This window comes from Parvimonas sp. M20 (assembly GCF_035282425.1).
Classification (GTDB): domain Bacteria; phylum Bacillota; class Clostridia; order Tissierellales; family Peptoniphilaceae; genus Parvimonas.
The window spans coordinates 1-24,859 of the sequence record NZ_JAYKBQ010000005.1 but is presented as its reverse complement, the minus strand read 5'-3'; the positions used below and the strand labels follow the sequence as shown (position 1 = coordinate 24,859).

The following is a 24,859-nucleotide window of genomic DNA, read 5'->3' as shown; positions in this document are numbered from 1 at the left end:
AAAATATACCTATGTCAATTTATATAAGACTTCTTATTGATTTATCATCCTATAATCTTTTTTAAATAATCTACATCTTTTATTAGTATCTTTTTTGTTTCAATCAGTTCTATTATTCCTTTTGCATTTAGTTCTGCAAGTTTACGAGTTACGGTTTCTCTTGTAAGTCCTGCGAATGAGCCCATATTTTCACGACTTATATTTAATTCCAACAAAATTCCGTCTGTTTTTTTCACTCCGAAATTTCTGGCTAAACTCAAAAGAAGTGATGCAACTTTTACATCTGCACTGTTTTCTATAAGTCTTGTTACTAAATCTTCTGCATGACGAATTCTCAAAAAGGATTCTTCCAAAATCTTTATTGTAACTTTTGGATATTTATTTATAATTTTGTCAAAGCTTTCTTTAGAAAGAGAGATTACAAAAGTATCTTCGATGGCTTGTCCATAGTATATATAGGCAGTATTTTTTATAAGATTAAGTCCGCCGATAAAATCATCCTTTTGATATATATAAAGCATTTGTTCTATTCCGGAGCTACTTATGGTAAATACTTTTATTTTACCACTTGCTATAATATACATGGTATTAGCCTTATCTCCAGGTTTAAATAAAAATGTATTCTTTTTATATTTCATTATATTTAATTCGTCTTTAAAAGTATCAATCTCTTCACTTAATAAATCAGAAAAAATTAGTAACTTTTTCAAATCAATATCTCTATTTTTCATTTAAACCTCCTTGACCTATTTTGTAATTTTAATTCTAACATTTATTACAAATAAAATCAACAAACAAACATATTTTTCATACAGTAAATTTACCACTTTTCACAAATTTGATTATAAATTTTGATTATAAATATTATATTTACAGCTTGAGTCTTAGTTGAGAAATTCCTATACTAGAATGAGTTCAAAACTTTTAGAAGATAGTAGAAGTACAGCATTTAATAAATAAATAATATTGATATTGAGACTGTTTTGTGTTAAAATAAAGTCAGGAACTTTATAAGGAGGTTTTTATGGACGATATTTTAAAAATAAAAGGTCTTACTAAAACTTTTGGCCAAACAAGAGCCGTAGATAATGTCGATATGTGTATCCAACGTGGAGATATCTACGGATTTATTGGAAGAAACGGTGCTGGTAAGACTACATTAATCAGAATTTTACTAGGCCTTTGCGAAAGACAAAGTGGAGATATCGAACTTTTTGGTTCAAGCAATCTAAGTGAGGGAAGAGATAAAACGGGTTGTATTATAGAAAATCCCGCATTATTTCCTAAGATGACTGCTAAAGATAATATAATTGCACAGTCTAAAGCTGTAGGAGTTAAACTTAGCGATTCCGAAATTGACGATTTGCTTAGGGTTGTTGGACTTGAATCTACAGGTAAGAAAAAAGCTAAGAATTTTTCTCTTGGTATGAAGCAAAGACTTTCAATAGCTCTTGCACTTGTAGGAAATCCTGAATTTTTAGTACTTGATGAACCTACAAATGGACTAGATCCAGAAGGAATTAGAGATATTAGAAATTTAATTTTAAAATTAAATAAAGAAAAGAGTATTACTGTTTTAGTTTCAAGCCATATTTTAGGAGAACTTCATAAATTGGCTACAAGATATGGCGTTATAGACAAAGGTAGACTTATTAAAGAATTTACTGCTAAAGAGCTTGATGAAAAAACAGAAGATGGCTTTGAAATAAGAGTTAAAGAAGATGATGTTCAAACTACAGAAGAATTCTTAAAAGAAAGTAATGTAAATTACTCATTGGATAGCGAAAAATGTAAATTTACAATCTCCAAGGAAGAAAATTCAGATGATATTCTAAAACAAATAACTGCAAAGGGAGTAATTCCAACTTCTTATGGCTTTAAAAATGTTGATTTAGAAGATTACTTTATGGAACTTATAGGAGGTAAACATGAATAGAGTTTTTAAATATGATGGATTTAAATTGCAAAAATCAAAATTTTGGTGGGTTTGCTTATTGATTACTATGATTTTAGTTTTTTTTGCAATATTCGCACTCTCAACAGTTAGTGGAAGAAGTCTACCTTTTAAAAGAGTTAGAACTATAACAAATCCTTCCAGTTTAGATTTTCTCTTTGCAATAATGATATGTATATTTGTTGGAAATGATTTTAAAACAGGAACCATCAAAAACATTGCATCTAAAGGAATTAAGAGATATGAAATAGTACTTTCAAAGTTAATTTGGAATTTTGTTTTAGCTATAACTTTTACAGCTGTTTTAGTGCTTTCGGGTTTAATTGCAATTACCTTATTAACAAAAACTTCAATCTCATCTAAAGAGTTTAGTGAATTATTTAAATTATCAGCTATCGCATGTCTTTCTCTATTTGCCCTTGCTTCACTCTATACACTAATTACTTTTATAGTGAGAGGTTCAGGAATTGCTATTGCGGTTTCAATAGGTGTAAATATACTTTTAGCAATAATTGTTAAGTTACTTCAAATTTTAATTTTTAAAGACAAACTAAATATATCAAAAGTATTTCCTGGTTATATAGTATCAATCACTGACGGTGCTGCATCTGCAGCAAATACCACAACATTTATAATTGCAATGTTTGTTTGGATTATAGTTTGTTCAGCTTTAAGTATTTTAATTTTCCAAAAACAAGAAATAAAATAAGACTTTTTGTCTTTTTTTATTAAAATATAAAATAGAAAATATAATATAAAATGTTGCTACCAAACAATTATATTATTATAAGCGATTAAGATTTCCCTCTTAGTCGCTTTTTAGTTTGTATAAAATGAAATAAGGAAGTCAAATAATTAGTATTTTCATAGAAATATTACTACAAAAACAATATATAATGCGTCAGTTAAATCTATAAAATAATAAAAAAAAATGGTATAATCAAGATAATAGGAGGTAAGTATTATTGGATATAAAAATAATATTTGTAGAGTCAATTATTTGGTCAATTATTTGGGTAATTATGGTATCTATATCTGTTAGAGTATTCCCTTTTACTATTGAACATGATTACCCAAAAGATGTAAGAGAAATTGCAAATATACAAAAACCATCAAAAAAACACAAAAAACTAGGAATCATATTTGCAGCTACTAGCTTTGTCATAATTTTTGGATTACTAATTGTATTTGCAATATTGGAATATAGAGGACAAGAATTATCTTTTAGAAAAATATTTATTCACTTATGGATTATCTGTATGACTTGGAATATAGTTGATTTAGTAATTATTGATTGGCTATTTATTTGTCTTTTATCATTCAAATATTTTGTGCTACCAAAAACTGAGAACTATAATGGAAATAAAAATTACAAATTTCACTTTATTGGATTTTTAAAAGGTTGTGTAATGATGAGTATTGTAGCACTAATTTTTACTACGGTTTCATTTTTTATTTTACATCTTTTGAATTAACTAAGATGTTAAATTTATCAACATAATACTATTTTAGATTTGCGAAGTTATATTAAATGAGCTTTTTGCTTCTTATACAATTTATAATAATTTTTAGAGTTTTTTAATATTTACGTCAAACATTTAATTAAAGTTTTATGTCTATATGTCATTTCTTTCGAAATTAAGCGAAGTTGAGTGAAGTTAATCTAGCCACAACTTTGCTTGTTTATATAACAATACTCCAGCCATTTCCTAAAATCAAATTTGAAATTAGAAAAGCTAGTAAGTTAGAAAGTATTACCATTGGAAATAGTATAAGTATTATCTCAACAAATCCAAAAAGAAGGTAATGACCTCTTTTTTCTCCAAAAAAGAGACTGTAAAGATGATATTTAAAGTAGTATAATGGAGCTTTTCCTTTACTATAATCTCCATATTTTTTAAAAAACCATATCCAAGCCTTTTCTCTAATATAAACCATAAGTCTATAAGCTGTAGTTGCTGATATGATTATTCCAATAACAAAAGTGTAAGAAAGAAAGCTGTATCCAAAATATAATCGTATTAGTATTACATAAAAAATCAAGATAATTTCTATTAAAATAATCCATTTTATGTATTTTTTTGCTTCAAATTTATTTTCTTTTGTTGGTTTCTTTGCAAAGAACATTAAAATTGATATTAAAACGACTAATCCTATTGCTTTTGCAATACCTTCCAGAATATACATCAGATTTTAACTCCTTTTCGATAATTTTTTATTTATTGCGAAGCAACAAGGTTCCCGGGTACCCTCCCGATGCAAAGCATCGTGGAAAGGTGGGGTTCTTATTATACGATACTTCAGATTCAATTAGTTTTCCATTTTTTGCTTCTTCAGGTATTGTTATTTCTTTAACTTCGTTTATGTCAAAATATTTTGCTGTAAATTCTTCATCTAAAGAAACGGAAATAACTCTTTGCCCATCTTTAAAATATGCAAATTTAGCTTTTATTTCACATTCTATTGGTAAAAAGGTCTTTTTATCAATTATATATTTTACTTCAAGATTTTCTATAAGCAACTGCTTTCTTAATTCCTCTGTACCTGTTTGGACAGAATTCAGAATTTTTGTAAAGATTTTATTAACAGAAGTTTCACTTCCTGAATAAGTTACTTCATAATTTGAATTTTTTTCTTCTATTTTTATCTTATTTTGAATAACAGTTAAAAATTCAGTTACCATTTCAAAGTTTGTAAGTTTTCGTTTAAGATTGTATCCTTCTCTAAGCTTTTCATTTGTAGCCCTCTTCCAACTTGTATTCTTAACATCTTCTATATAAACAGTGTCATCTGTAATGTACAACATACTCTCAAACTTCTGCCCATTTCTTTGTGTATTACGACTTACTTTTACAATGGATGGATCAGTGGTCATCGAAGTTTCAAGAGTTATTGTTGAGTTCATATTTTGATCTGAATTTATAAAATTTTGTTTAGTTTCAATTTTTGCATTTGCACTTTTTACTGATTTTGTGGCTTTTATTACTTTCTTAACTAATTCTTCATTTTTAGTATTGTCAACCTTAGATGAACAGCCAACGGCTACTGTAAAAAATAAGCAAATTGAAAAAATTAGTAGAATTTTTTTTATTATTTTCATATAAACCTCCAAAATATATATAGTTAAATTGTAATACATTTAGTATAAAATGTAAATATAAAGTATTTCTGACGGAAAAATTATTCAAATCAAAGATTTGAATACAATTGACTGTGGAAATCACAATATTAAAAAAATTATTTCACAATAAAAAATGCAAACTTATGTCTGCATTTTTTATTAAAGATTAATTATAAAATTTACTTGTCAAACAGAAACATTCCTGTTACAAATTGATTATCATTAGGTACATCATCAATCTTTAACGGCACCTCTTTGATTTTTTTTATTTCTGTTCCATTTATTTCATACTTTGCTATAGTAGGATTTTTATTCTCATATTCATGAAGAACATAAAGATAATTATCAACTTTAAACATTCTATCTGCTCCAGGCTCTAATTTATGAAATATCTCCTCTCCCGTCTTTATATTTTTAAAAGTAATTCCTCCTTTATGTGGAGATTCAGAATTAGCACTTCCTAAAATATAATAATCTCCTGAAATTGTAACATCTACAACATTTTTAGTTTGCAAATCAATTTTTTTCAAATCAAATGTATTTTCATCAAAAACATACATAAAATTTTTATTTTCAGAATTCTCAGAATTAGCAAAATAATATTTATTTTCTATCTTACTTATCCTAAAATATTCATATTGTTCAAGTTCAATTTTTTTTACAAGTTCTAATTCATTATTGTAGATATACAAAAAAGTTTCTCCTATTTTACTTTCTTTAGTAAGATCATCTTTAGAGGAAATTACAAATAAATGTTTTTCATTTGCAAAACTCGCAGAAATATACTCAGCTTTTAGCTCTATCGTTTTTTTCTTTCCTTCATCCTTACTTGTTGCCGTAATATATGAAACTCCATTTGAGTTTGTAGTTCCAAAAACATTTTTCTTATTTTCTGCAATAGTATAAAGACCGGCTCGTTCAACTTCATAAGTTTTATACGAAAAGTCTTTTAAATTAACTTCTAAAATTTCTTTTCCCTCATGATTATATTCATGCCCAATTACCTGTCCAAAATATGATTCTTTATTAAAGGTAGTATGATTAGCAAAATGTCCTACATTTTTAAAGGGAAAATCTACATCTGCAATCAAATTCAAATCTTTATCATAACCCAATATAGTAGTTTTTTTTGTGAAATTAGTAGTCTTTACAACTCCAAAGACAAGTTTATTTCTTTGCTCTTGTGTTATTTTTGCCCCATTTGCATTTTGATTTGATATTTTATCTTTTTTTTGTAATTTCCAAAATAGAAACAATCCAGAAATAATCACTAAACTAAAAGCTAAAATAACTATGTTTTTTCTTGTTTTTATCATTTTTTCTCCTTTAATTATCTATTTAAATAATAAGAATATCCATTACTTTATAATGCTGTCTCCATTTTTGTATCTATGATAATTTTTATAATTCATAATTCTTACCTCTCACAAAAACATTTGATAACTATAAAGATATATATTATCATTTTCATAGTAACATATATTTTTTCTTTTATCAATACTTTTAAAATATAATTGATTTATACAAAATCTCCTAAATCATTTTTCTAAATTTGGGGGCAGTATTTTTATTTGATATACGATAGCCTTGTTATTTTATAATAAGAACCCCACCCTTCCTCGATGCTTCGCATCGGCTGGGTGCCCGGGAACCTTGTTGCTTCGCAATAAAAAATGCAGACAAGCTTTAATGTCTGCATTTTAGTTTTTACTTTTTAGTTATTACCTTTCCATTCTTTTGCGTTTTTAACTTCATCAGGTAAAACTATCTCTTTAATTTGATTGATTTCTGAAAATTCTGTTTTTGAATCCATATCCAAACTCATTTGCTTTTCATTTTCGCCAGCTTTCATACTTACTTTCATAGAATAGCTTTTTGGGAAAAGTGTTTTTTTATCGATTTCAAATTTTGCTTCAAATTTTTCTAGGTTAATATTAGTAAAGAATTTTGCTAAGCTTTGTTGTCTATTAACCCCAGATTTAGATAAAATTTTTTCCAAAATTTCCTTAATAGCTTGGTCATTTCCTGAGTAAGAAATTTCATAAGATGAATCTTTTTCTTCTACTGTTAGATTTTTTTCAACAGAATTCATTATTTCTAACATTGTATCAAAACTTGTAGGATCTTTTTGTGATTCAGTTTGCTTTTTTGCTACTTCATTATTAGCTTTCACCCACTCTTTAGTTATTGCATTTTGAACATAAGTACCCTCTTTTGTAATATACATGTTATTTTCTTGTTCTAGTCCAAAAGATTTAGCCTTTCCTACGATTTTAAGTACAAAAGGTTCATAAGTTGATGTCATTTCAATTTGTGAAGATACTTCTGCTTTTTGACCTGCCATATTTAAATTTACTGTACTTTGAACGGTTGCTTTTGAACTCTTTACAGTTTTTAAAGCTTCAGTTATCTTTTTAATAAGCTCTTTATTTGATAATTTACCATTTGAATTTTCGTTAGTATTATTAGTAGTACCATTTTCATTATTTTTATCATTAGATGAACATCCTACGGATATAATGGAAATTGAACAGATAGCTAAAGCCATCAATATTTTTTGTATTTTTTTCATAACATACCTCCTTAATAAATGTATAACTATATTGTAATATATATTTAATAAAATGTAAAGTTTTAATATCAATCTCAGCAAGAATACTTTACAATAAGAACCCCACCCTTCCACGATGCTTCGCATCGGGTGGGTTCCCGGGAACCTTGTTGTTTCACAATAAAAAAAGCAGATATAATCTGCTTTTTTGTCATTTATTATTCTGGATTTGAATTTGCCTAAGGTAAACTAGGCAAATTTGGATCTGCATTTTTTGCATTTAGAACATTTTCAGGAATTGTTATAGCTTCAACCTTATTTACATCTGAATACTTTGCTGATATTTCTTCAATCATACCAAGTCCATCAACTTTTTGTCCCTTTTCGTAGTAATCATATTTAGCCTTAATATAAAATTCTGTTGGTAAAAATGTCTTTGCATCTACTATAAATTTATATTCAAAATTAGTAGGTTTTACTTGTTTAAGTAACTTTTCTGCACTCTTATCAATGTAAATTAGTACTTTCGAAATTAAATCTCCAAGAGAAGAATCATTTCCTGAATAAGTAACTTCATAAGTCGAACCTTTTTGTATTACTGTCAAATTATCTTTTACAGTTGTCAAAAATTCTAAAGCATTTTTATAATTTACAAGGTCTCTTCTTCCATCATTTAGCTTTCTAAGAGCTTCAAAAGTAGCTTTTGACCATTCTTTAGTTTTATAATGTTGACTATAAATTGTACTATCTGTAATATATTGTTCATTCTCTGTCTTTTTATTTCCAGAACTTAAACTAGTACGATAAATTTTTATAATAGTTGGATTATCAGACATTGCCATATCCATAGTTACAGTGGAAACAGATGTTCCATTTTCACCATTTACTGTCTGTTTTTTTTCAACTACTGCCTTTGAACTTTTTACTGTTTTGATAGCTTCTGTATATTTTTGAAGAAACTCTGAACTATCTACTTTAGTTCCTTTTTCTTCTTCTTTTTTTAAGTTATCTTTATTATCTGTCGTAGTAGTTTTATTTTTATCATCTTTAGATGAACAGGCTACCACCACTACAGAAAGAGAACAAAAGGCAAGAGCCATTAAAATTTTTTGTGCCTTCTTCATATTAAACCTCCTTAATAAATGTACTATTATATAGTAATATATTTTTTAAAAAAAGTAAATACTTTAATACTTTTTTAGATAAGAACCCCATAATATACCACATCGGGTAGTGCTTAGAAACCTTGTTATTTCACAATAAAAAACAGATAAACATCAGTTTATCTGCTTAAAATTTTATTTACCCGTATAGTCTTTAGCATTTTTAACTTCATCAGGTATTTTTATCGGTTCAACTTTATTTATATCAGAAATTTCTCCCTTTACATTTATTTTAAAAACATTCTCTTCTCCGTTTCTAACAATTTTTAAATTAATTTCAACAGTATATTCTTTCGGCATAAATGTATTTTTGTCAATTTTATAAAATAATTCAATTTTTTCTACATTTAGAAGATTATTAACCTTATTTTGAGTTTTTTCTTTCAAAAATAAAATCATTATTTTTTTTAGATAATCCTTAATAGAATCATCTGCTCCTGAATAAGAAATTTCATATTCCGAATCTTTTTCTTCTATTTTCAAATTCTTTTCTATAGAGTTTATAAAATCTATAATTCCTTTAATATTTGAAGCTTCTTTATGTAATAACATTCGTTTTTTACTTTTTTCATCTTTAATATTATACCAGTCTTTTGTTCTAGATTCATAAGCATAAAATTTATCTTCTGTATAATACATAGTTGTACTATCTTTACTTTCATAATCAATCATTGTACTTGAAACTTTAGAAATAGTAGGATTAGAACTTGTTATTACATCCATAATTAAAGTTGTTTCCGCTTTACGACCAAATGAATTAAAAGTATTTTTAAATTCAGTTTTTTGCTTCGAACTATTAATTGAACTAAAAGCTTCAGTTAGTTTTTTAACTATTTCTTCATTTGATAATTTTTCAGTTTTATCTTCTTTTGTTTCTTTATTTTCTTTCTTTTCAGTTGTTTCTGTTGTTTCATTTGAAGTGTTTTTCTTTTCATTAGAAGAACAGCCTATGGCAACAACAGAAAGTGAGCAAATTGCTAATGCCATTAAAATTTTTTTTGATTTTTTCATAATATCCCCCATAAATAAATATTTAACTATATAGTAATATATTTTTTTAAAAAAGTAAAGACTTAAATATTACATAAAAAGCAGACAAACATTGGTTTATCTGCTTAAAAATTTAATTTCCTGTATATTCTTCTGCATTTTTAACCTCATCAGGTATTTTTATCGGGCTAACTTTATTAATATCAGAAAATTCTCCGTTTACAGAAACTACAAAATACCTTTCTTTTTTGACTTTACTAGATTTTGTATAAATTTCAACAGTATATTCTTTTGGCATAAATGTCTTTTTATCAACTTTATAAAGAATCTCAAATTTTTCTACATTCGCATCGTTAAGAAATTGATTTATAGAATTTTCATTCATAAATATAACCATTACTTTTTTTAAATAATTTATAATAGAATCATCAGCTCCTGAAAAAGAAATTTCATATTCAGAATTTTTTTCTTCGACTTTCAAATTCTTTTCTACAGAATTTATAAGTTCGATTAACCATTCAATATTTGAAGCCTCTTTATGTGATAGCATAAGTTTTTTGCCGTATTCATCTTTAATATTAGCCCATTCATTTGTTATAGCATCATGGCCATAAAAATTATCTTCAGTAAAATACATCATCATACTATTTTTCCCCTTGAAGTTAATAGGTGTACTTGCAAGTTTAGTAATAGTAGGGTTATCACTTGTTGTTATATCCACAATCATAGCAGTTTCTCTTTTACTACCATTTACATCAAAAGAAGTTTTAAATTCAGTTTTTTGTTTTAAACTCTTTATTGATTTTGTAGCTTCAGTAATTTTTTTTACTATTTCTTCATTTGATGATTTACTTGATTTGTTTTCTTTCTTGTCAGTTGTTTCACTTGTATCATTAGCAGTATTTTTCTTTTCATTAGAAGAACAGCCTATGGCAACAACAGAAAGTGAGCAAATTGCTAATGCCATTAAATATTTTTTTGATTTTTTCATAATATCCCCCATAAATAAATATTAAATATGTAGTAATAAAATTATTTCCCTTTCCATTCCTCTGCATTTTTTACTTCATCAGGTAATGTAATTGGATCAACATTGTTTATATCATAATATTGTGATTTAAAATCAAATACATAATAACTCTCTTTTTTACTTTTTTTAAATTTCATTTTAATCTTAACTGTATATTCTATTGGCATAAATGAACTCTTATCAGCTCTGTAAACTATATCACATTTTTCTAAATCTGTAAGTTCAAAAAGCTTATCAGTAAGAGGTGCATTGACAAAACAAAGTTGTTTTAAATAATCTTTAAGATTAACTTCTGCTCCTGAATAAGAAATTTCATATTCTGAACCTTTTTCTTCTATTTTCAAATTCTTTTCGATTGATTGCAGAACTTTTATAATTGCCTCAATATTTACAGAATTTTTTTGTGTCTCAAATGTTTTTTTTCTACCTGCATCCTTAACATTATACCATTTTTTTGTTTCTGAATCTTGAGCATATGAAGCATCTTCAGTAAAATACATATTAAAATCTCTACTTTTTATATCATCCTTCAAATTACTTAAAAGTTTAGTAACAGTAGGATTCTCACTTGTTGTTACTTGCATAATTATACTTTGAAGAATCATATCCCTATCAGAAGAAATAGATTCCTTATAATCAGTTAACTGTCTTGAACTTTTTATAGATTTTGTAGCTTCAGTAGCTTTCTTAAAAATTTCTTCATTTGATAATTTAACCTCTTTCTTTTCTGTTGCCTCTTTCTTTTCTGTTGTTTCATTTGTAGTATTTTTCTTCTCTTCAGAAGAACAGCTAACTGCCACAACAGAAAGAGAGCAAATTGCCAACATCATTAGAATTTTTTTGAGTTTTTTCATAATATCCCCCTTAAATAAATATTCAAGTATATATTAATATATTTTTTTAAAAATGTAAAGACTTAAAAATATTTTTAAAGAAAAAAAGCAGATAAATTAAAATTCATCTGCTTTTGCTTTTATGATTAGTTGCTTCTTTTCCATTCTTTTGCATTTTTAACTTCATCAGGTATTGTTAATCCTTTAACTTCATTGATTTCAGAAAACTCTACTTTTAGCTCCATTTGAAATACAGTCTCTTTATCTTTATTAGGATATTTTATGGTTGTTTTCACTTCATACTCTTTTGGCATAAATGTCTTTTTATCAACTTTATATTTCAATTCAAGTTTATCCAATTTAATATTATCCAATACTTGACCTAAATCTTGTTGATTATTACTTAAAGCTTTTTTTAGAGCTTCCTTAACAGCATCATCATTTCCTGAGTAAGTAATTTCATATTCTGAATCTTTTTCTTCTACTGTCAAATTCTTATCCAAAGCATTCATCATTTCTAACATTCCATCTAGATTTGAAGCGTTTTTTTGTGATTGCATTGCTTTTTTAGTTGTTTCATCTTTAATATTAAACCATTCATTAGTTTCCGGATCTAAAGCATAGACAGCGTCTTCTGTAATATAAGTATTTATATTAATAGTTCTTCCTAATGCTATCATATTACCTGTAACTTTAACAATAGTGGGATCAGAACCTACTATTATGTCCATATTAAAAATAGTTTCAGTCTTTTTTCCAAGTACATCTAAACTAGTTTTATTTGTAACTTTTGCCTTTGAATTCTTAATTGATTTAGAAGCTTCATTAACCTTCTTTAATAATTCTTCATTTGATAATTTACTATTTTCTTTTGTATTATCTGTTGTTGTATTTTTCTTTTCATCAGAAGAGCATCCTACTGCCACTATAGAAAGCGAACAAACAGCAAGAGCCATTAATATTCTTTGTACTTTTTTCATATAAAAAACCTCCTAATTTGTTGTACAACTATATAGTAATATATTTTCAAACAAAAGTAAAGTATCAAAAAATTTATAAAAAAATGCAGATAAATGTCGAATTTATCTGCATTAAAAATTTTATTGTGAAACAATAAGGTTCTTCTTTAATTCTTGTTCCATTCCTTAGCATTTTTAACTTCATCTGGAATTGTTATTTCTTTAACTTCATTAATTTCTGAATAACTTGCTTTTAAATCCATATCAAAAGATAATTCTTTATCATTTTGCTTTAGTTTAACAGTTGTTGTCATTTCATATTCTTTTGGGAAAAATGTCTTTTTATCAATTACATATCTGATATTAAGTTTACTTACTTCCATCCCATCAAGCAATCCCTTCGCTTTTGGTTGACTTGAACTCATGATTTTTTTCAATGCTTCCTTAACAGCATCATCTGTTCCTGAATAAGTAATTTCATAACCTGAATCTTTTTCTTCTACTTTTGCTTTATCCCCAATAGACTTAAAAAGTTCTACCATTCCTTCAAGATTTCCAACATTTTTTTGTGATTCAAATGAACTTTTCATTGTTGGATCAGCAATCTTCAGCCAAGTTTTAGTCAATGTATTCTTAACGTAAGTAGCTTCTTTTGTAATATACATATCCATATCAACGGATCGTCCCAATGTTGTCATCTTTCCACCAACTTTAAAAACGAACGGATCTAAAGTCATTGTTACATCCATATCCATATTTGTACTTGTCTTTTTACCTGCCAAATCCATAGACGTATTATTTTTTACTTTTGCCTTTGAACTTTTCATTGACTTTGTGGCTTCATCAAACTTCTTAGCAAGCTCTTCATTTGTTAATTTACCAGTATTTTTATTTTTTGAATCTTCGCCTGTAGTATTATTCTCACTTGTAGTAGTCGTATTATCTTTATTATCCTTGTTATCTTTAGATGAACAACCTACTGCTACTATAGAAATTGAACAAATTGCTAAAGCCATCAAAAATTTTTGTAACTTTTTCATATTAAACCTCCTAAATAAAAGTACAATTATATAGTAATATATTTTTAAATAAAAGTAAAGCCCTCCAAAATTTATAAAGAAAAATGCAGATAAATGTCTAATTTATCTGCGTTAAAGTTTTTGTTGTGAAACAACAAGGCTCTCCGGCAACCTCCTGATATGTCGTGCTAGGTTGAGGTTCTTCTTTAATTTTTCTTCCATTCCCTAGCATTTTTAACTTCATCTGGAATTGTTATTTCTTTTAATTCATTTATATCATAATATTTAACATTAAAATCTATTTCTATGATTAATGGTTGGTTTGAAATAGAAGCTTTAATTTTAGTTTTTATATTAACTTCTGTTAGGTTAAATGTCTTCTTATCAATTATGAATTTTGCATCAAATTGTTCCAATTCGATATTGTTTTGAATCACTTTTTGTGAATTAGGTTGACTAGCAACTATAATCTTTTTTAAAGGTTCTTTAACTACATCATCGGTTCCTGAGTAAGTAACTTCATAGTTTGAATCTTTTTGTTCTATTTTAAAATTCTTTTCCAAAGCTGTCAAAAGTTCAACCATATTTCCAAAATCAGCTGATGGTTTTTGAGCCTCAAATGATTTTTTATAACTTTCATTTTGAATATTCAACCACTCTTTACTATAACTATTTTGGAAATAAACAGCCTCTCCAGTAATATACATATTACCATTAATAGTTTGTCCTGATGTTTCAGACTTTCTACTAATTTTTACAACTGATGGTTCTTTAGTCATTTCAGTTTCTAAATCAAAATTTGTAGTTACTTTCCTACCATTAACATCTATACTTACTGTACTTACATTTTTAGATTTTAAACTTTTTGCTGATTTTGTGGCTTCATTAACCTTTTTAACAAGCTCTTCATTAGTAACCTTATGAGATGAACAAGCAACTGCTCCAATAGAAATTGAAGAAATAGCAAGGGCATCAATATTTTTTGTAATTTTTTCATAGTATACCTCCATAATAAATGTATAACTATATTTTAATGCTTTTCAATAAAAAGCAAAGCCGTGTTACCTCATCTGTTTTCCAATATTCTTCTTAACTCCTATTTTTAGTATAAATACTGTTGAAATTATAAAGAAAAATCCAATAAAATCAATAAATTGTAATTTTAAATTAAGCAAAACTACGCTAAAAAATATTGCTGATAACGGCTCAAATGTATTTAAAAGACTAGCATTTACTGGTCCTATCAAATTAACTCCACTCATAAAAAGGAAAAATGAGATTACAGTTCCAATTACAACAAGTCCTAAAAATGCAAGAGTTGTTAAAAATTCCAATTCAACAGATATTGTCCAAGGTTTTAAAAGTAAAGTCAAAAAAACTCCCCCAATAAACATTGAATAACTTAAAACTGAAAAGCAATTAAATTTTTTAAGTAATTCAACGGGGGTTAAACTATAGGCTGCAAGTCCAATTCCCCCAAGCAATCCCCAAAATAACGCCTTTGAATTTATTGAAAGAGAATTTAGATTTCCATGTGTTGTAATTAAAAATGTCCCGACTAATGCAAATAACAAAGATACAAATTCAACTTTTGTTGGAAATCTTAAATTTCTTATACATACATATATAACTAGATATGATACTCCTAAATATTGTAAAACTGTTGCTGTTGCTGCATTTGAATAGGAAATTGCCATAAGATATGTAAATTGAGCTCCTACAAGTCCAAATATTCCAAAATTAACAAGCCTTAAAATATCTTTTTTATCTTTTAGTGGCTCAAAAGTTTTTTTACCAACCACAAAAAGTGAAATAAAAAATAGAACTATAGATGCAGTCAAAAGTCTTATGGGAGAAACCCAAAGGGGAGATATTTTCTTTACAGAAAATAAATAATCACTACAAAACCCCGAAAATCCCCAACAAATTGCACCTAAAATTGTATATAAAAATCCTTTTGTATTATTGTTCATTTATTTCATACACTTTCTTATTAGCCAATGCTTCGTCAATAAGTTTATCGACTTCTAAAAGAGATAAACTATTATTTATATCTTCAATCTTCGGCTTTGTTACCGGATGTTTTGGTAAAAACACAGTACAACAGTCCTCAAAAGGTAAGATACTAGTTTCATAAGTGTCAATCATTCTTGCAATGTCAATGATTTCAGTTTTATCCATTGCAATTAAAGGTCTTAAAATTGAAATTTCAGTAGATTTATCCACAACTGTAATTCCTTGAATAGTTTGACTTGCAACCTGTCCAAGACTTTCTCCTGTAATTAAAGCGTGATAATTTTGTTTAATCGCAAGTTTTTCTGCAATTTTCATCATAAAAATTCTGCCTAGAATAGTAATTTCTTTTTCAGGGCATTTACTTGCAATTTCCTTTTGAATAGGTAAAAGGTTTATGCTTGTCATTGTAAATTTTCCAACATAATTTGAAAGTATTTTTGCAAGGTCTTTAACTTTTTCCTCTCCTCTTTCACTTGTAAAAGGATAGGAATGAAAATGTATTGCTCCAATTTCCATACCTCTTTTACCCATGACAAAACCAGCAACGGGACTGTCGATTCCACCTGAAAGAAGCAAAAGTCCTCTTCCACTTGAGCCTATTGGAAGCCCACCAAAGCCCTTATATCTCTTTACATAAACATAAACATATTCTTTAACATCTACGAAAATTGGCATTTGTGGATTATGAACGTCAACCTTTAAAAGATTTCCGAAATTTTTAAGTACAACTCCTCCAAGCTCTCTTGAAAGCTCAGGAGATTTTGGAGTAAATTTCTTGTCAACTCTATTTACAAAGACCTTAAAAGTCTTTTCTTCATTTATTCCTAAATCATTTACTAAAACTCTTGTCGCCTCTCTTATATTTTCAAGTTTTTTTTCAGTTCTTAAAACTTCGCAGATATAGAAAATCCCAAAAACTTTTTTGATTTGTTCAATCATTTCATCAAAAAGATCTCTATCAGCCTTTATATAGACTTTTCCCTGTTCCTTGTAAAATTCTTCTACTTCAAAATCTGCTATCGCCTTTTTTATCTTTCTTATAATTCTATTTTCAAAATCTTTTCTATTATCGCCCTTTAAAGTCAGCTCTCCAAAGCTGACGCTAATTAAATAATCCATTATCTTCCTCTTTTCATAATCATTCTAATTTCATTTACATACTTTTCTAATTTTTCAATAAAAATTGTAATTTCGTCTTCTGTATTAAACTCGGAAAGAGAAATCCTTACAACTCCGTCATTGTATTTGTTATCAAGACCTATTCCGTCAAAAGTTCTGCTCTTTTTACCCTTACTACAAGCAGAGCCTGTTGAAATATAAATCTTTTCACTCTCCAAGAAATGTAAAAGTACCTCACTTCTGATATTTTCAAAAGCGACTGTTACAATATTCGGAACTCCGTCTTTATTAGTTAAAAATTTATGATTTTCAATTTTTGAAATACCTGAAATCAGTAAATCTCTTAAATTTTCCAAATATTTTTTTCTATTTTCCAAATTTTCATACATAAATTCGGTAGCGACCTTTAAACCCATTATTCCCGCCACATTTTCCGTTCCTGATCTAAAGTCTTTTTCCTGACCTCCACCCAAAACAAAAGGCCTTAAATTTATATTTTTATTTACATAGATTGCTCCTATTCCCTTTTGAGCATGAATTTTATGCCCACTCAAAGTTAAAATATCAATCTTGGATTTTTTTACATCAATATTGACTTTCCCGAAAGCCTGTGCGGAGTCAACATGAAAAATACATTTCTTATTCTTTTCTTTAATAGCTTTTCCAATGCTTTCAACATCTTGAATAATGCCAAGCTCACTATGAACATAGGCTATTGAAACTATTTCAGTATTTTCATCAATGAGATTTTTTACGCTCTCAATATCAATATAGCCTAATTCATCCAATTTTAAAAATCTAATCTCTTTTTTCTCTTTTAAAAATTTATAGACATTAAAAACGGAAGAGTGTTCTATCTCTGTTGAAACTATATTTTTTCCCTTTGCAGTTGAAACCCCTCCAAAAATTGCAGTATTATTTCCCTCCGTTGCACAGGAGTTGAAAAATACCTCTTCAGCCTTGCAATTTATGTATTTTGCAATAACTTCTCTACAAGAATTTATATCTTTAGAAACGGAATATCCAAAATCATAAAGCGATGACGGATTTCCATAATTTTCCCTTAAATATTTTACCATAATATCTATAACTTCATCGCGAACTCTTGTAGTCGCGGCATTATCTAAATAAATCATAACAACTCCTTAAAAACTCTTTTCATTAACAATATTTTAATATAAAATCAAGAAATAAGCAACAAAAAAATTACAATATTAAATAAAAGTTATTTAAATTTAATAAATTAAACTATTGCACGATTTTAAACTTTATGTTATTATATAGATATAAAATAATATATAGCAGATTAAAGTTTAAATGTATGAGAATTATTTTAAGGAGGACATTATGGAAGACAATTATATTGAATTGATACAATTTATTTCTATATTGGGAGTTTTATTCAAAGTCGTATTAGGCATTATGAGCTTAATAGTTTTACTTAAACTCTCAAAAGCATTAGATAAATATTTGAAGGAAAATAAAGACGAATAATTTTATTAATTTATATTTATTTGAAGTTTATTTACTTTTTACGTCAATCTATCAAATGAAGATTATTCTCTTATACGTCATTTCGACCGTAACGGAACGAAGCATAGCGAAGTAGAGTGTAGTGAATCTAGCCCTAACTTTGTTTACTTGTAAACAAAAGTAGGTCTGACGCAAAGATTGTTCAAATCTTTGATTTGAGTACAATTGACTGCGAAAATCTCATACTTTTGATTGTAAACAATCAAAAGTAAATGTATCGTAGATACATAAAATAAGCAATCTTATTACTAAACAGTGCTTTAAGAGATTTATATAATAATTTTATTAATTAAAAATTAGGGGAATAAAAAATGAAAAGAATGAGTACAGGAGATTTATACAAATCATTTTTAGTTGTATTGTTTTCCGGTTTTATAATTGCATTTTTACATTTACTAAATGTGGATAAACTTTATATTACTATTATAGCTGTAACTTGTATTTGTATAAGTTCCTATTTAGTGTTTTTTACCAAAATAGGAAAATTTAAAATATTTAGAAATAAATATTTTGAAAAATACTATGAAAACTATGTTATATTCGGAGAACTCTTAATTTTAGGGATTATATTTTTCGTTGTATATATCAAAAATATGAATGAATTTTCTCTAATGGGAGCAATTTTTATACTGATAGGTTTAATCCTTCCTTATTTTTCAAGAAAAAATTGGGATAATTAATCAGAAGTAAATAATTTAATAAGTGGCCGAAAGGTCACTTTTTTTATAAAAGACCATATAAAAAGCGACTACTTTTTGTAATCGCTTAAATACTATTTATTAAAAAGGATGATAAAATACAGCACTATCCTCCAAATGTATAGCTCCTTGAGATTTATAAAAATTGTATGCTGAAGAATTTGTTAAAGTTGTAAAAAACGCTCCGGAAACTCCCATTTTTTTCAATTCTTTCAAAACATCACTATATAACGCTTTTGCTATTCCCTGTTTTTGAAAAATCGGATCAACAAACAGTTCATCAATATAATATGTTTTTCCATCATTAAAAGTTTGTATATGTCCTAATATAGCCCCAACCGGAATACCTTCTTTTATGGCAATAAGCCCATAAAAATGTGGAAAATCAAAAATATTGGATAAAGAAATTCTAACACTTTCATCTGTCCATTTTTGATTCCATTCACTTTCATTAAATGCTTTTTTAAAACTTGGAATAAGTTTTTCTAAATCTTCTTTTAAAACTTTTTTTATTTTCATATACTACCTCTCTTTATTGATATTCTATCTCGTTTTTATAATTATAACATTTCTTTTTAAGCTCTGCAATAAAATTTTCAATATAAAATAAAATGTCTTCATAATAAAAACTACTATTTCGATGCTTTGATGAATAATAAAGTTTCCAAAAAACTTATTACAAAAAAGTGGCTACATCGTAACCACTTTTTAAATTATCTTTTCTTATTTACTTCTTCTCTTTTTATTTACGACCACTGCTATTCCTAAAGAAATAACCGCTACTCCAATAAGTCCTAAAATATTTGAATTAAGATTTGTCCTTGAAAGCCCTTTTCTATTTTTAGAACCTTTTTGTCCTGGTTTGTTCTTTCCTGGTTTGCCCGGTTGTTCTGGTTTGCCCGGTTCTCCTGGTTTTTGTGGGTCCGGAACTTGTGGATCTGGTTTTTGTGGATCCGGATTATCTGGATTATTTTCAGCCTTGCCATAATCCACCGCATAACCTGAGAAGTGAGTTGTTGTAAATGTTACATTTTTATCGTCTTGTTTAATTTCAAATTTTTCTTTGTCAAGCTCGCCTTTTTCATTTACATAATAAACATCTTTTGCTGTCTTTCCTTCAGCTTTTACTATAGAAACATTATATTCTCCCTTAGGTAGTTTGATTTTTGTATTGTTTTTATCAAGGAAATAGATGTCGTATAAATCAGCTTCAGAACCTTTTAATTTTTCAACTGAGTTTTTATCTTTAACATCAGCTACTAAAGTCCAATCGTCTTTTAAATCAAAGCTTGAAACTGTAACTTTCTTATTTTTATCTGTCAATGTTACCATCTTCTTGATATTTACAATTTCTTTAACTTTATCATTTGCAACTGTAATATCGAAAGAAGGTCTATCAACTTTATATCCTTTAGGAACTTCTATATTAACTCTGTATTTTCCACGATCAACTTCACCATAGAATACTTTCTTGTTAAACTTACTTTCTTGAAGTTCTGTTTTTTCTTTAGTATTAAGATTTTCAAGAGTTACTTTTACTCCTTCAGGAAGTTTATCCAAACCTTCAAAAGCAATATTAACTATATCTTTTATTGTTTCTTGTGTTTTGAAGACTACTCTCTTTGGTTTGTTTTCTTCAACTTTAAATTTAATTGAAGTTGTTTCAAATTTTAAAGAATCATCTTTTGTTACAATTTCAGCAGTATATTCTCCAACAGGTAAAATAGTCATTAAATCTCTGTGGAAATTAACTCCTGTAAGTTTTCCATTTTTGTCTTTGATTGGAGATTCGTATAACTTAGTGTAAGTTTTTAGATTATCTCTATTAACTACATTTCCATCTTTATCTTTGATTACATAAGTTCCACCAACTCCCATATAGTTTTCAGGATAATTACCTATTTGTAATCTGAAATTAACTTCTCCATGTCCCTTTGGAATCTTTTCTTCTTTTTGTTTAGTTTCAAAAACAACTTCTGATTCTTTACCTTTTTCAACCTTAACAACTTTTTCTTTTTCTTTTAATGGTTCATATACATCAGGAATTTCAGCTATATTGAATTTATGACTTCCTGGAGCAACATTAAGTAATCCATTAACATATCTGAATGTGCTCATTGGAACCCAACCTTGATTATTAGAGTTTAATGAAACTTTTTCTCTCCAATTAATTTCAATTGGGAACATATTAAGTTTTTCTGAACCTTCAATATGATTTCCTTCAAAGTCTTTATAATTTGTTACTCTAAATACTGGTTTAATATTTGCTCCTAAATCTTGTGGTTTTATTTGAGGTGCAGAATATTCAGAGCCATCTAAATTAAGTGATGAAATATTTCCAGCATGGTCAAAAGTATGAATATAGATATTTTTATGATCTATTCCTTGAGGAATTTCAAAAGTACCATCATCTTTAGGATTTATCCATTTAACTTTTCCATCTTTGTCAAGATATCTTAAGAATGTTTTATCAATACCACTTAAGTTATCTGTAATTTCTGGTTTGTAAATATTACCTTCAACCTTAGGTTTAGCAATCTTTGGAGCAGTAATGTCAATTTTTACTTCAAATTCTAATTTTTGTTCAGCAAAACCAGAACCACCAACTTCAGAATTTCCAGTTACTACATACTTGTACTTACCTTCAGGAAGAGTCTTGCCATTAGATGTTCCATCCCAATAAGTTTGAGTTATAAGATTAGATCTTCCAGCATTTGGATTGTAGTTATTGCTATTTTTCTGAGCATAACCTGATCCATTTTCATAAACAAGATTTCCACTTTCATCATAAACTTTAGCTTTTAAATATTGTGCATTTCTAAAGAATACACCTTTAAATGCAACAAAGTCTTTGTTATTATCTCCATTTGGAGAAATTGCCAAATTATCCTTTGAGAATGATAATTTACCCGAGTCAAAACCTAGAGGAATTTCGCCTTTACTACCAACAAAATTGAATTGTACTCCTTTGTTGTTAGTCCATTGTTTTGATAATGCATATGGGTTATTTTCAACAGTTACAAGAGATGTAAAGTTTCCTGTAAAAGTATTTCCTTGTCTCATATACATTGGTAATTCTTTCTTAAAATCATAGTCATAAATAGGTTTTTCCCAAAGTGGTAAATTAGCCCATTTTCCTTTAAATCCACTAAATGCTATACTAACTTCTTTTCCACCGTCTTTAGCATCTTCAAAGAATACAAAACCTTCTAAGAAGTAACCATTAGGCATTTGTTGGCTTAATTCTTTATCGAATTTGCTAGCGTCAACTGTTATTTTTACATTTACTGAACTCTTAGCAGGAACAGTGATTTCTTTTCCTTCAATTGTATCAAGAGTTCTTGTCTTTAAAGCAAATTTTCCTTTTTCAGTAGCATCAGTACCTAAAACAGTTTTATATTTTAAAGTTTTTGCTTCATTTCCAATATTTACAACTTTTAAATTAATTTCAAATTTACTATCAACATCATTTAACCAAACTTTTGGATTATTATTGCTGTCAATTACGTAAAGATCAGTACTTGTAGCCTTTTCAACATTGATAGCACCAGCACCTTGTTTTCTAGGAGAAACATAATCATCACTTCCAGCTTCCTTAACAGGATCGGCTGTACTCATCATTATTGCTTTTAGAATGTCATATTCTTGTTCTCCCTTAATTTCAGGATGTCTTTGGCTTAAGCTTTCTCTTACAAGAGCTACAGCACCTGCAATATGAGGAGTTGCCATTGAAGTCCCACTCATAGTTGCATATTTATTATTATTTATTGAAGAATAAATAAGTCCACCTGGAGCAGTTATATCCGGTTTGAAAGTTCCGTCAGATGCCCATCCATAAGATGAGAAGTCTGTTAATTGTCCACCTTTTGCGTAAGGAAGAGCTGTTAATTGTCTAGCGAATTTAACTTTTTTATCTAAATTTGCAAGAATTTGTTTTCCGCCGGCATTTCCTATAAATACAGATGGAATTCTAACATCTTTAGTTTGATCTCCAAATGCCATATTTATAATTTCTTCTCCACCTTGTTCGTGGTTGTAAATTATAACACCTTTTGCACCTTTACTTTGAGCTAAAATAATTTTGTCTGCAAAAGTTTTAGCACCTCTTCTAACTGCTACAACTTTACCCTTTACATCTTGACCTTTATAGTCAGCATCTTCATTTCCAAGACCTGCATCAACTATATCATAGCTTTGTGAATCTTGACCAGAAGGTACAAAGTTTTGTTCAGGATTAGGATCTCCTTCACTATCATAACCTGGGAAGAAATCTCCTGTTTTTATTACACCTTTAATGCCTTCAATACTTATTGTTCTTACTCTTTCAACATCTGTATACATAGCTGCAACAGTTAAAGCATCTTTTGCAACCCCCGGTTGTCCAACTGTCCCATAGTCAGGATTTGTAACAGGAGGTTTATCACTAAATGCACCGAAATGACCGTCATTACCAGCTGCAATTGCTACGATAACGCCCATTTTTCTAGCGAAAGCTATAGCTTTTTCCATAGCTTTACCAACAGATGCGATAGAACCGTTAGGAGCACCTAAACTCAAGTTGATACTATCAGCACCAAGTTTTACAGAGTCTTCAACAGCTTTTGAATAAATGTGAGTAAATGTTGATTGTCCTTGGAAAACTCCCATAAAAATAAGTTGAGCTTCAGGAGCAGTTCCTATTATTCTTTCTTTCTTAGTTGTTCCATCTGGTTGAGTAAATTCATATTCTTTTTCTGGATTTCCAACTGAAATACCGGAAACATGCATTCCATGAGATTCTTCTCTCATTTCTTCCTTTACATTCTTTCCATTTGTACTGTAATTATGAGCATAAACAACTTTGTCAGTTCTCCAGCTACCATAATTAATTCCGGCTTCTTTCATCTTTTGATTCATAGAATCCTTAGTTGGAAACTTTCCTTTTGAAACATCAGAAACTCTTAAAATTTCATGATTTACATCAACACCTGTATCTAATACGGCTACAACTCTACCTTGTCCATTATATTTCTTTCTAAGTTCGTCTGTAACCTTCATTAGATTATTTGAATCTAAGCTTCTTTCCCTTCTCTTCGCATTGAATTCCTTTTGAGATTCATCAACTTTAGGTTTTAAAAATTCATTTGAAACTTCAACTGACTCAACAGAAGCCATTTTTGAAATTTTTTCAATATTTTTAACCTTAGTTTTTAAAGCAATTCCAGCAAATAAAAAGTCATATTCATAATATGTTTCATAGCTTATACCTGCTTTAGAAAGTTCAGCTTTAAAAGAATTAACTAATGCCTTAGTTTGTGCTTCTCTCGCTTTCTTTCCTTCTTCCGTCTTTAAGCTCTCAAAATTTACTTTCGAATTCTCTTTCAAAACTACAATATAAGTTTTTTCTTCGTTTTCGTCACCTTTAAACTTATTTTGAGCTTGTGTAATTTTTGGAGCTGTATTAACTTTTTCATTAGCAAAAATTCCACTTGTACTACTTAGTAGCAATGAAAACGTTAATATCAGAGTCAAAAATCTTTTCCTCATAGAAAAATCCTCCTTCAACGTAAAAATAAATAAATGTAATATAAATAATATTACTTTATTAGTATAACATATTTATCTAGTTTTGTATATACCATTTAAAGTAATATTTCCGAAGACGTGATAAAATTTAAAAAATATTTCTAAAAATAAAATAAAAAGGGAGTATTTTTAAAAATTTACTCCCCATCCTTAGTTACTGAACCTAATTTTTTAAATAAAATATTAGCCTTATTGTGAAACAACAAGGTTCCCAGGTACCCAGCCGATGCAAAGCATCGTAGAAGGGTGGGGTTCTTATTGTGAAACAACAAGGTTCCCGGGTACCCGCCCGATGTGAAGCATCGTAG

The 24,859-nt window shown here is 28.0% G+C and carries 22 protein-coding genes; 5 read left to right on the top strand and 17 right to left on the bottom strand.

What is annotated here, in order from left to right; translation table 11 throughout:
• Positions 1-44 precede the first annotated feature (44 nt).
• Positions 45-731, bottom strand: a complete 687-nt coding sequence (locus VJI93_RS03720) for a Crp/Fnr family transcriptional regulator (protein WP_323999418.1) — start codon at positions 729-731, stop codon at positions 45-47.
• Positions 732-1,024: 293 nt separating this feature from the next.
• Between VJI93_RS03720 and VJI93_RS03715 the strand changes: the two genes are divergently transcribed.
• The 3 genes from VJI93_RS03715 to VJI93_RS03705 all read left to right on the top strand — a co-directional run bounded on the left by VJI93_RS03715 (position 1,025) and on the right by VJI93_RS03705 (position 3,429).
• Positions 1,025-1,936, top strand: coding sequence for an ATP-binding cassette domain-containing protein (locus VJI93_RS03715; RefSeq protein WP_323999417.1), 912 nt, complete (start codon positions 1,025-1,027; stop codon positions 1,934-1,936).
• Positions 1,929-2,663 carry an ABC transporter permease gene (locus tag VJI93_RS03710; RefSeq protein WP_323999415.1) on the top strand — a complete coding sequence of 245 codons (735 nt, stop codon included), beginning with the start codon at positions 1,929-1,931 and terminating at the stop codon, positions 2,661-2,663. The genes VJI93_RS03715 and VJI93_RS03710 overlap by 8 nt, the downstream gene beginning before the upstream one ends.
• Before the next feature lie 256 nt (positions 2,664-2,919).
• On the top strand, positions 2,920-3,429 hold the full coding sequence (locus VJI93_RS03705; RefSeq protein ID WP_323999413.1) for a hypothetical protein: 510 nt from the start codon (positions 2,920-2,922) through the stop codon (positions 3,427-3,429).
• A gap of 208 nt (positions 3,430-3,637) precedes the next feature.
• On the opposite strand, the gene VJI93_RS03700 is transcribed toward VJI93_RS03705, so the two are convergent.
• The 14 genes from VJI93_RS03700 to VJI93_RS03635 all read right to left on the bottom strand — a co-directional run bounded on the left by VJI93_RS03700 (position 3,638) and on the right by VJI93_RS03635 (position 17,891).
• Complete coding sequence (locus tag VJI93_RS03700; protein WP_323999411.1) at positions 3,638-4,141, bottom strand: hypothetical protein; 504 nt, start codon at positions 4,139-4,141, stop codon at positions 3,638-3,640.
• 28 nt (positions 4,142-4,169) lie between these two features.
• Entirely contained in the window at positions 4,170-5,054 is an 885-nt protein-coding gene (locus VJI93_RS03695) for a DUF6612 family protein (protein WP_323999409.1), read from the bottom strand.
• 200 nt (positions 5,055-5,254) lie between these two features.
• The gene (locus tag VJI93_RS03690) at positions 5,255-6,391 is read right to left on the bottom strand and encodes a hypothetical protein (protein WP_323999406.1); all 1,137 of its coding nucleotides are present in this window, start codon (positions 6,389-6,391) and stop codon (positions 5,255-5,257) included.
• Between the two features lie 398 nt (positions 6,392-6,789).
• Entirely contained in the window at positions 6,790-7,647 is an 858-nt protein-coding gene (locus VJI93_RS03685; protein ID WP_323999405.1) for a DUF6612 family protein, read from the bottom strand.
• 218 nt (positions 7,648-7,865) lie between these two features.
• Positions 7,866-8,750: a DUF6612 family protein gene (locus tag VJI93_RS03680; RefSeq protein ID WP_323999404.1), complete on the bottom strand. Its 885-nt coding sequence runs from the start codon at positions 8,748-8,750 to the stop codon at positions 7,866-7,868.
• 174 nt (positions 8,751-8,924) lie between these two features.
• Positions 8,925-9,800, bottom strand: coding sequence for a DUF6612 family protein (locus VJI93_RS03675; protein ID WP_323999403.1), 876 nt, complete (start codon positions 9,798-9,800; stop codon positions 8,925-8,927).
• 112 nt (positions 9,801-9,912) lie between these two features.
• Positions 9,913-10,770, bottom strand: a complete 858-nt coding sequence (locus tag VJI93_RS03670; protein ID WP_323999400.1) for a DUF6612 family protein — start codon at positions 10,768-10,770, stop codon at positions 9,913-9,915.
• 41 nt (positions 10,771-10,811) lie between these two features.
• Positions 10,812-11,663: a DUF6612 family protein gene (locus VJI93_RS03665; protein WP_323999396.1), complete on the bottom strand. Its 852-nt coding sequence runs from the start codon at positions 11,661-11,663 to the stop codon at positions 10,812-10,814.
• A gap of 125 nt (positions 11,664-11,788) precedes the next feature.
• On the bottom strand, positions 11,789-12,622 hold the full coding sequence (locus VJI93_RS03660) for a DUF6612 family protein (protein ID WP_323999395.1): 834 nt from the start codon (positions 12,620-12,622) through the stop codon (positions 11,789-11,791).
• A gap of 146 nt (positions 12,623-12,768) precedes the next feature.
• Entirely contained in the window at positions 12,769-13,641 is an 873-nt protein-coding gene (locus VJI93_RS03655) for a DUF6612 family protein (RefSeq protein WP_323999393.1), read from the bottom strand.
• Between the two features lie 185 nt (positions 13,642-13,826).
• On the bottom strand, positions 13,827-14,630 hold the full coding sequence (locus VJI93_RS03650; RefSeq protein ID WP_323999391.1) for a DUF6612 family protein: 804 nt from the start codon (positions 14,628-14,630) through the stop codon (positions 13,827-13,829).
• Positions 14,631-14,681: 51 nt separating this feature from the next.
• Positions 14,682-15,593, bottom strand: coding sequence for a DMT family transporter (locus VJI93_RS03645; RefSeq protein ID WP_323999389.1), 912 nt, complete (start codon positions 15,591-15,593; stop codon positions 14,682-14,684).
• Positions 15,583-16,755 (bottom strand): tRNA uracil 4-sulfurtransferase ThiI, encoded by a 1,173-nt coding sequence (thiI, locus tag VJI93_RS03640; RefSeq protein ID WP_323999387.1) that lies wholly within the window; start codon positions 16,753-16,755, stop codon positions 15,583-15,585. The genes VJI93_RS03645 and thiI overlap by 11 nt, the downstream gene beginning before the upstream one ends.
• Entirely contained in the window at positions 16,755-17,891 is a 1,137-nt protein-coding gene (locus VJI93_RS03635) for a cysteine desulfurase family protein (RefSeq protein WP_323999385.1), read from the bottom strand. Before VJI93_RS03635 ends, thiI begins: the two co-directional genes overlap by 1 nt.
• 211 nt (positions 17,892-18,102) lie before the next feature.
• Here VJI93_RS03635 and VJI93_RS03630 point away from each other — a divergent pair, with 211 nt between their 5' ends.
• Positions 18,103-18,249, top strand: a complete 147-nt coding sequence (locus tag VJI93_RS03630; RefSeq protein ID WP_323999383.1) for a hypothetical protein — start codon at positions 18,103-18,105, stop codon at positions 18,247-18,249.
• Between the two features lie 350 nt (positions 18,250-18,599).
• Positions 18,600-18,968 (top strand): hypothetical protein, encoded by a 369-nt coding sequence (locus VJI93_RS03625; protein ID WP_323999379.1) that lies wholly within the window; start codon positions 18,600-18,602, stop codon positions 18,966-18,968.
• 99 nt (positions 18,969-19,067) lie between these two features.
• On the opposite strand, the gene VJI93_RS03620 is transcribed toward VJI93_RS03625, so the two are convergent.
• Both VJI93_RS03620 and VJI93_RS03615 read right to left on the bottom strand, forming a co-directional pair.
• Entirely contained in the window at positions 19,068-19,505 is a 438-nt protein-coding gene (locus tag VJI93_RS03620) for a GNAT family N-acetyltransferase (protein ID WP_323999377.1), read from the bottom strand.
• Positions 19,506-19,709: 204 nt separating this feature from the next.
• Entirely contained in the window at positions 19,710-24,512 is a 4,803-nt protein-coding gene (locus VJI93_RS03615; RefSeq protein WP_323999376.1) for a S8 family serine peptidase, read from the bottom strand.
• Positions 24,513-24,859 lie beyond the last annotated feature (347 nt).

Coding starts and splice junctions, on each gene's coding strand:
- VJI93_RS03720 (WP_323999418.1), bottom strand. CDS start 731: ATGAAAAATAGAGATATTGATTTGAAAAAGTTACTAATTTTTTCTGAT.
- VJI93_RS03715 (WP_323999417.1), top strand. CDS start 1,025: ATGGACGATATTTTAAAAATAAAAGGTCTTACTAAAACTTTTGGCCAA.
- VJI93_RS03710 (WP_323999415.1), top strand. CDS start 1,929: ATGAATAGAGTTTTTAAATATGATGGATTTAAATTGCAAAAATCAAAA.
- VJI93_RS03700 (WP_323999411.1), bottom strand. CDS start 4,141: ATGTATATTCTGGAAGGTATTGCAAAAGCAATAGGATTAGTCGTTTTA.
- VJI93_RS03695 (WP_323999409.1), bottom strand. CDS start 5,054: ATGAAAATAATAAAAAAAATTCTACTAATTTTTTCAATTTGCTTATTT.
- VJI93_RS03690 (WP_323999406.1), bottom strand. CDS start 6,391: ATGATAAAAACAAGAAAAAACATAGTTATTTTAGCTTTTAGTTTAGTG.
- VJI93_RS03685 (WP_323999405.1), bottom strand. CDS start 7,647: ATGAAAAAAATACAAAAAATATTGATGGCTTTAGCTATCTGTTCAATT.
- VJI93_RS03680 (WP_323999404.1), bottom strand. CDS start 8,750: ATGAAGAAGGCACAAAAAATTTTAATGGCTCTTGCCTTTTGTTCTCTT.
- VJI93_RS03675 (WP_323999403.1), bottom strand. CDS start 9,800: ATGAAAAAATCAAAAAAAATTTTAATGGCATTAGCAATTTGCTCACTT.
- VJI93_RS03670 (WP_323999400.1), bottom strand. CDS start 10,770: ATGAAAAAATCAAAAAAATATTTAATGGCATTAGCAATTTGCTCACTT.
- VJI93_RS03665 (WP_323999396.1), bottom strand. CDS start 11,663: ATGAAAAAACTCAAAAAAATTCTAATGATGTTGGCAATTTGCTCTCTT.
- VJI93_RS03660 (WP_323999395.1), bottom strand. CDS start 12,622: ATGAAAAAAGTACAAAGAATATTAATGGCTCTTGCTGTTTGTTCGCTT.
- VJI93_RS03655 (WP_323999393.1), bottom strand. CDS start 13,641: ATGAAAAAGTTACAAAAATTTTTGATGGCTTTAGCAATTTGTTCAATT.
- VJI93_RS03650 (WP_323999391.1), bottom strand. CDS start 14,630: ATGGAGGTATACTATGAAAAAATTACAAAAAATATTGATGCCCTTGCT.
- VJI93_RS03645 (WP_323999389.1), bottom strand. CDS start 15,593: ATGAACAATAATACAAAAGGATTTTTATATACAATTTTAGGTGCAATT.
- thiI (WP_323999387.1), bottom strand. CDS start 16,755: ATGGATTATTTAATTAGCGTCAGCTTTGGAGAGCTGACTTTAAAGGGC.
- VJI93_RS03635 (WP_323999385.1), bottom strand. CDS start 17,891: ATGATTTATTTAGATAATGCCGCGACTACAAGAGTTCGCGATGAAGTT.
- VJI93_RS03630 (WP_323999383.1), top strand. CDS start 18,103: ATGGAAGACAATTATATTGAATTGATACAATTTATTTCTATATTGGGA.
- VJI93_RS03625 (WP_323999379.1), top strand. CDS start 18,600: ATGAAAAGAATGAGTACAGGAGATTTATACAAATCATTTTTAGTTGTA.
- VJI93_RS03620 (WP_323999377.1), bottom strand. CDS start 19,505: ATGAAAATAAAAAAAGTTTTAAAAGAAGATTTAGAAAAACTTATTCCA.
- VJI93_RS03615 (WP_323999376.1), bottom strand. CDS start 24,512: ATGAGGAAAAGATTTTTGACTCTGATATTAACGTTTTCATTGCTACTA.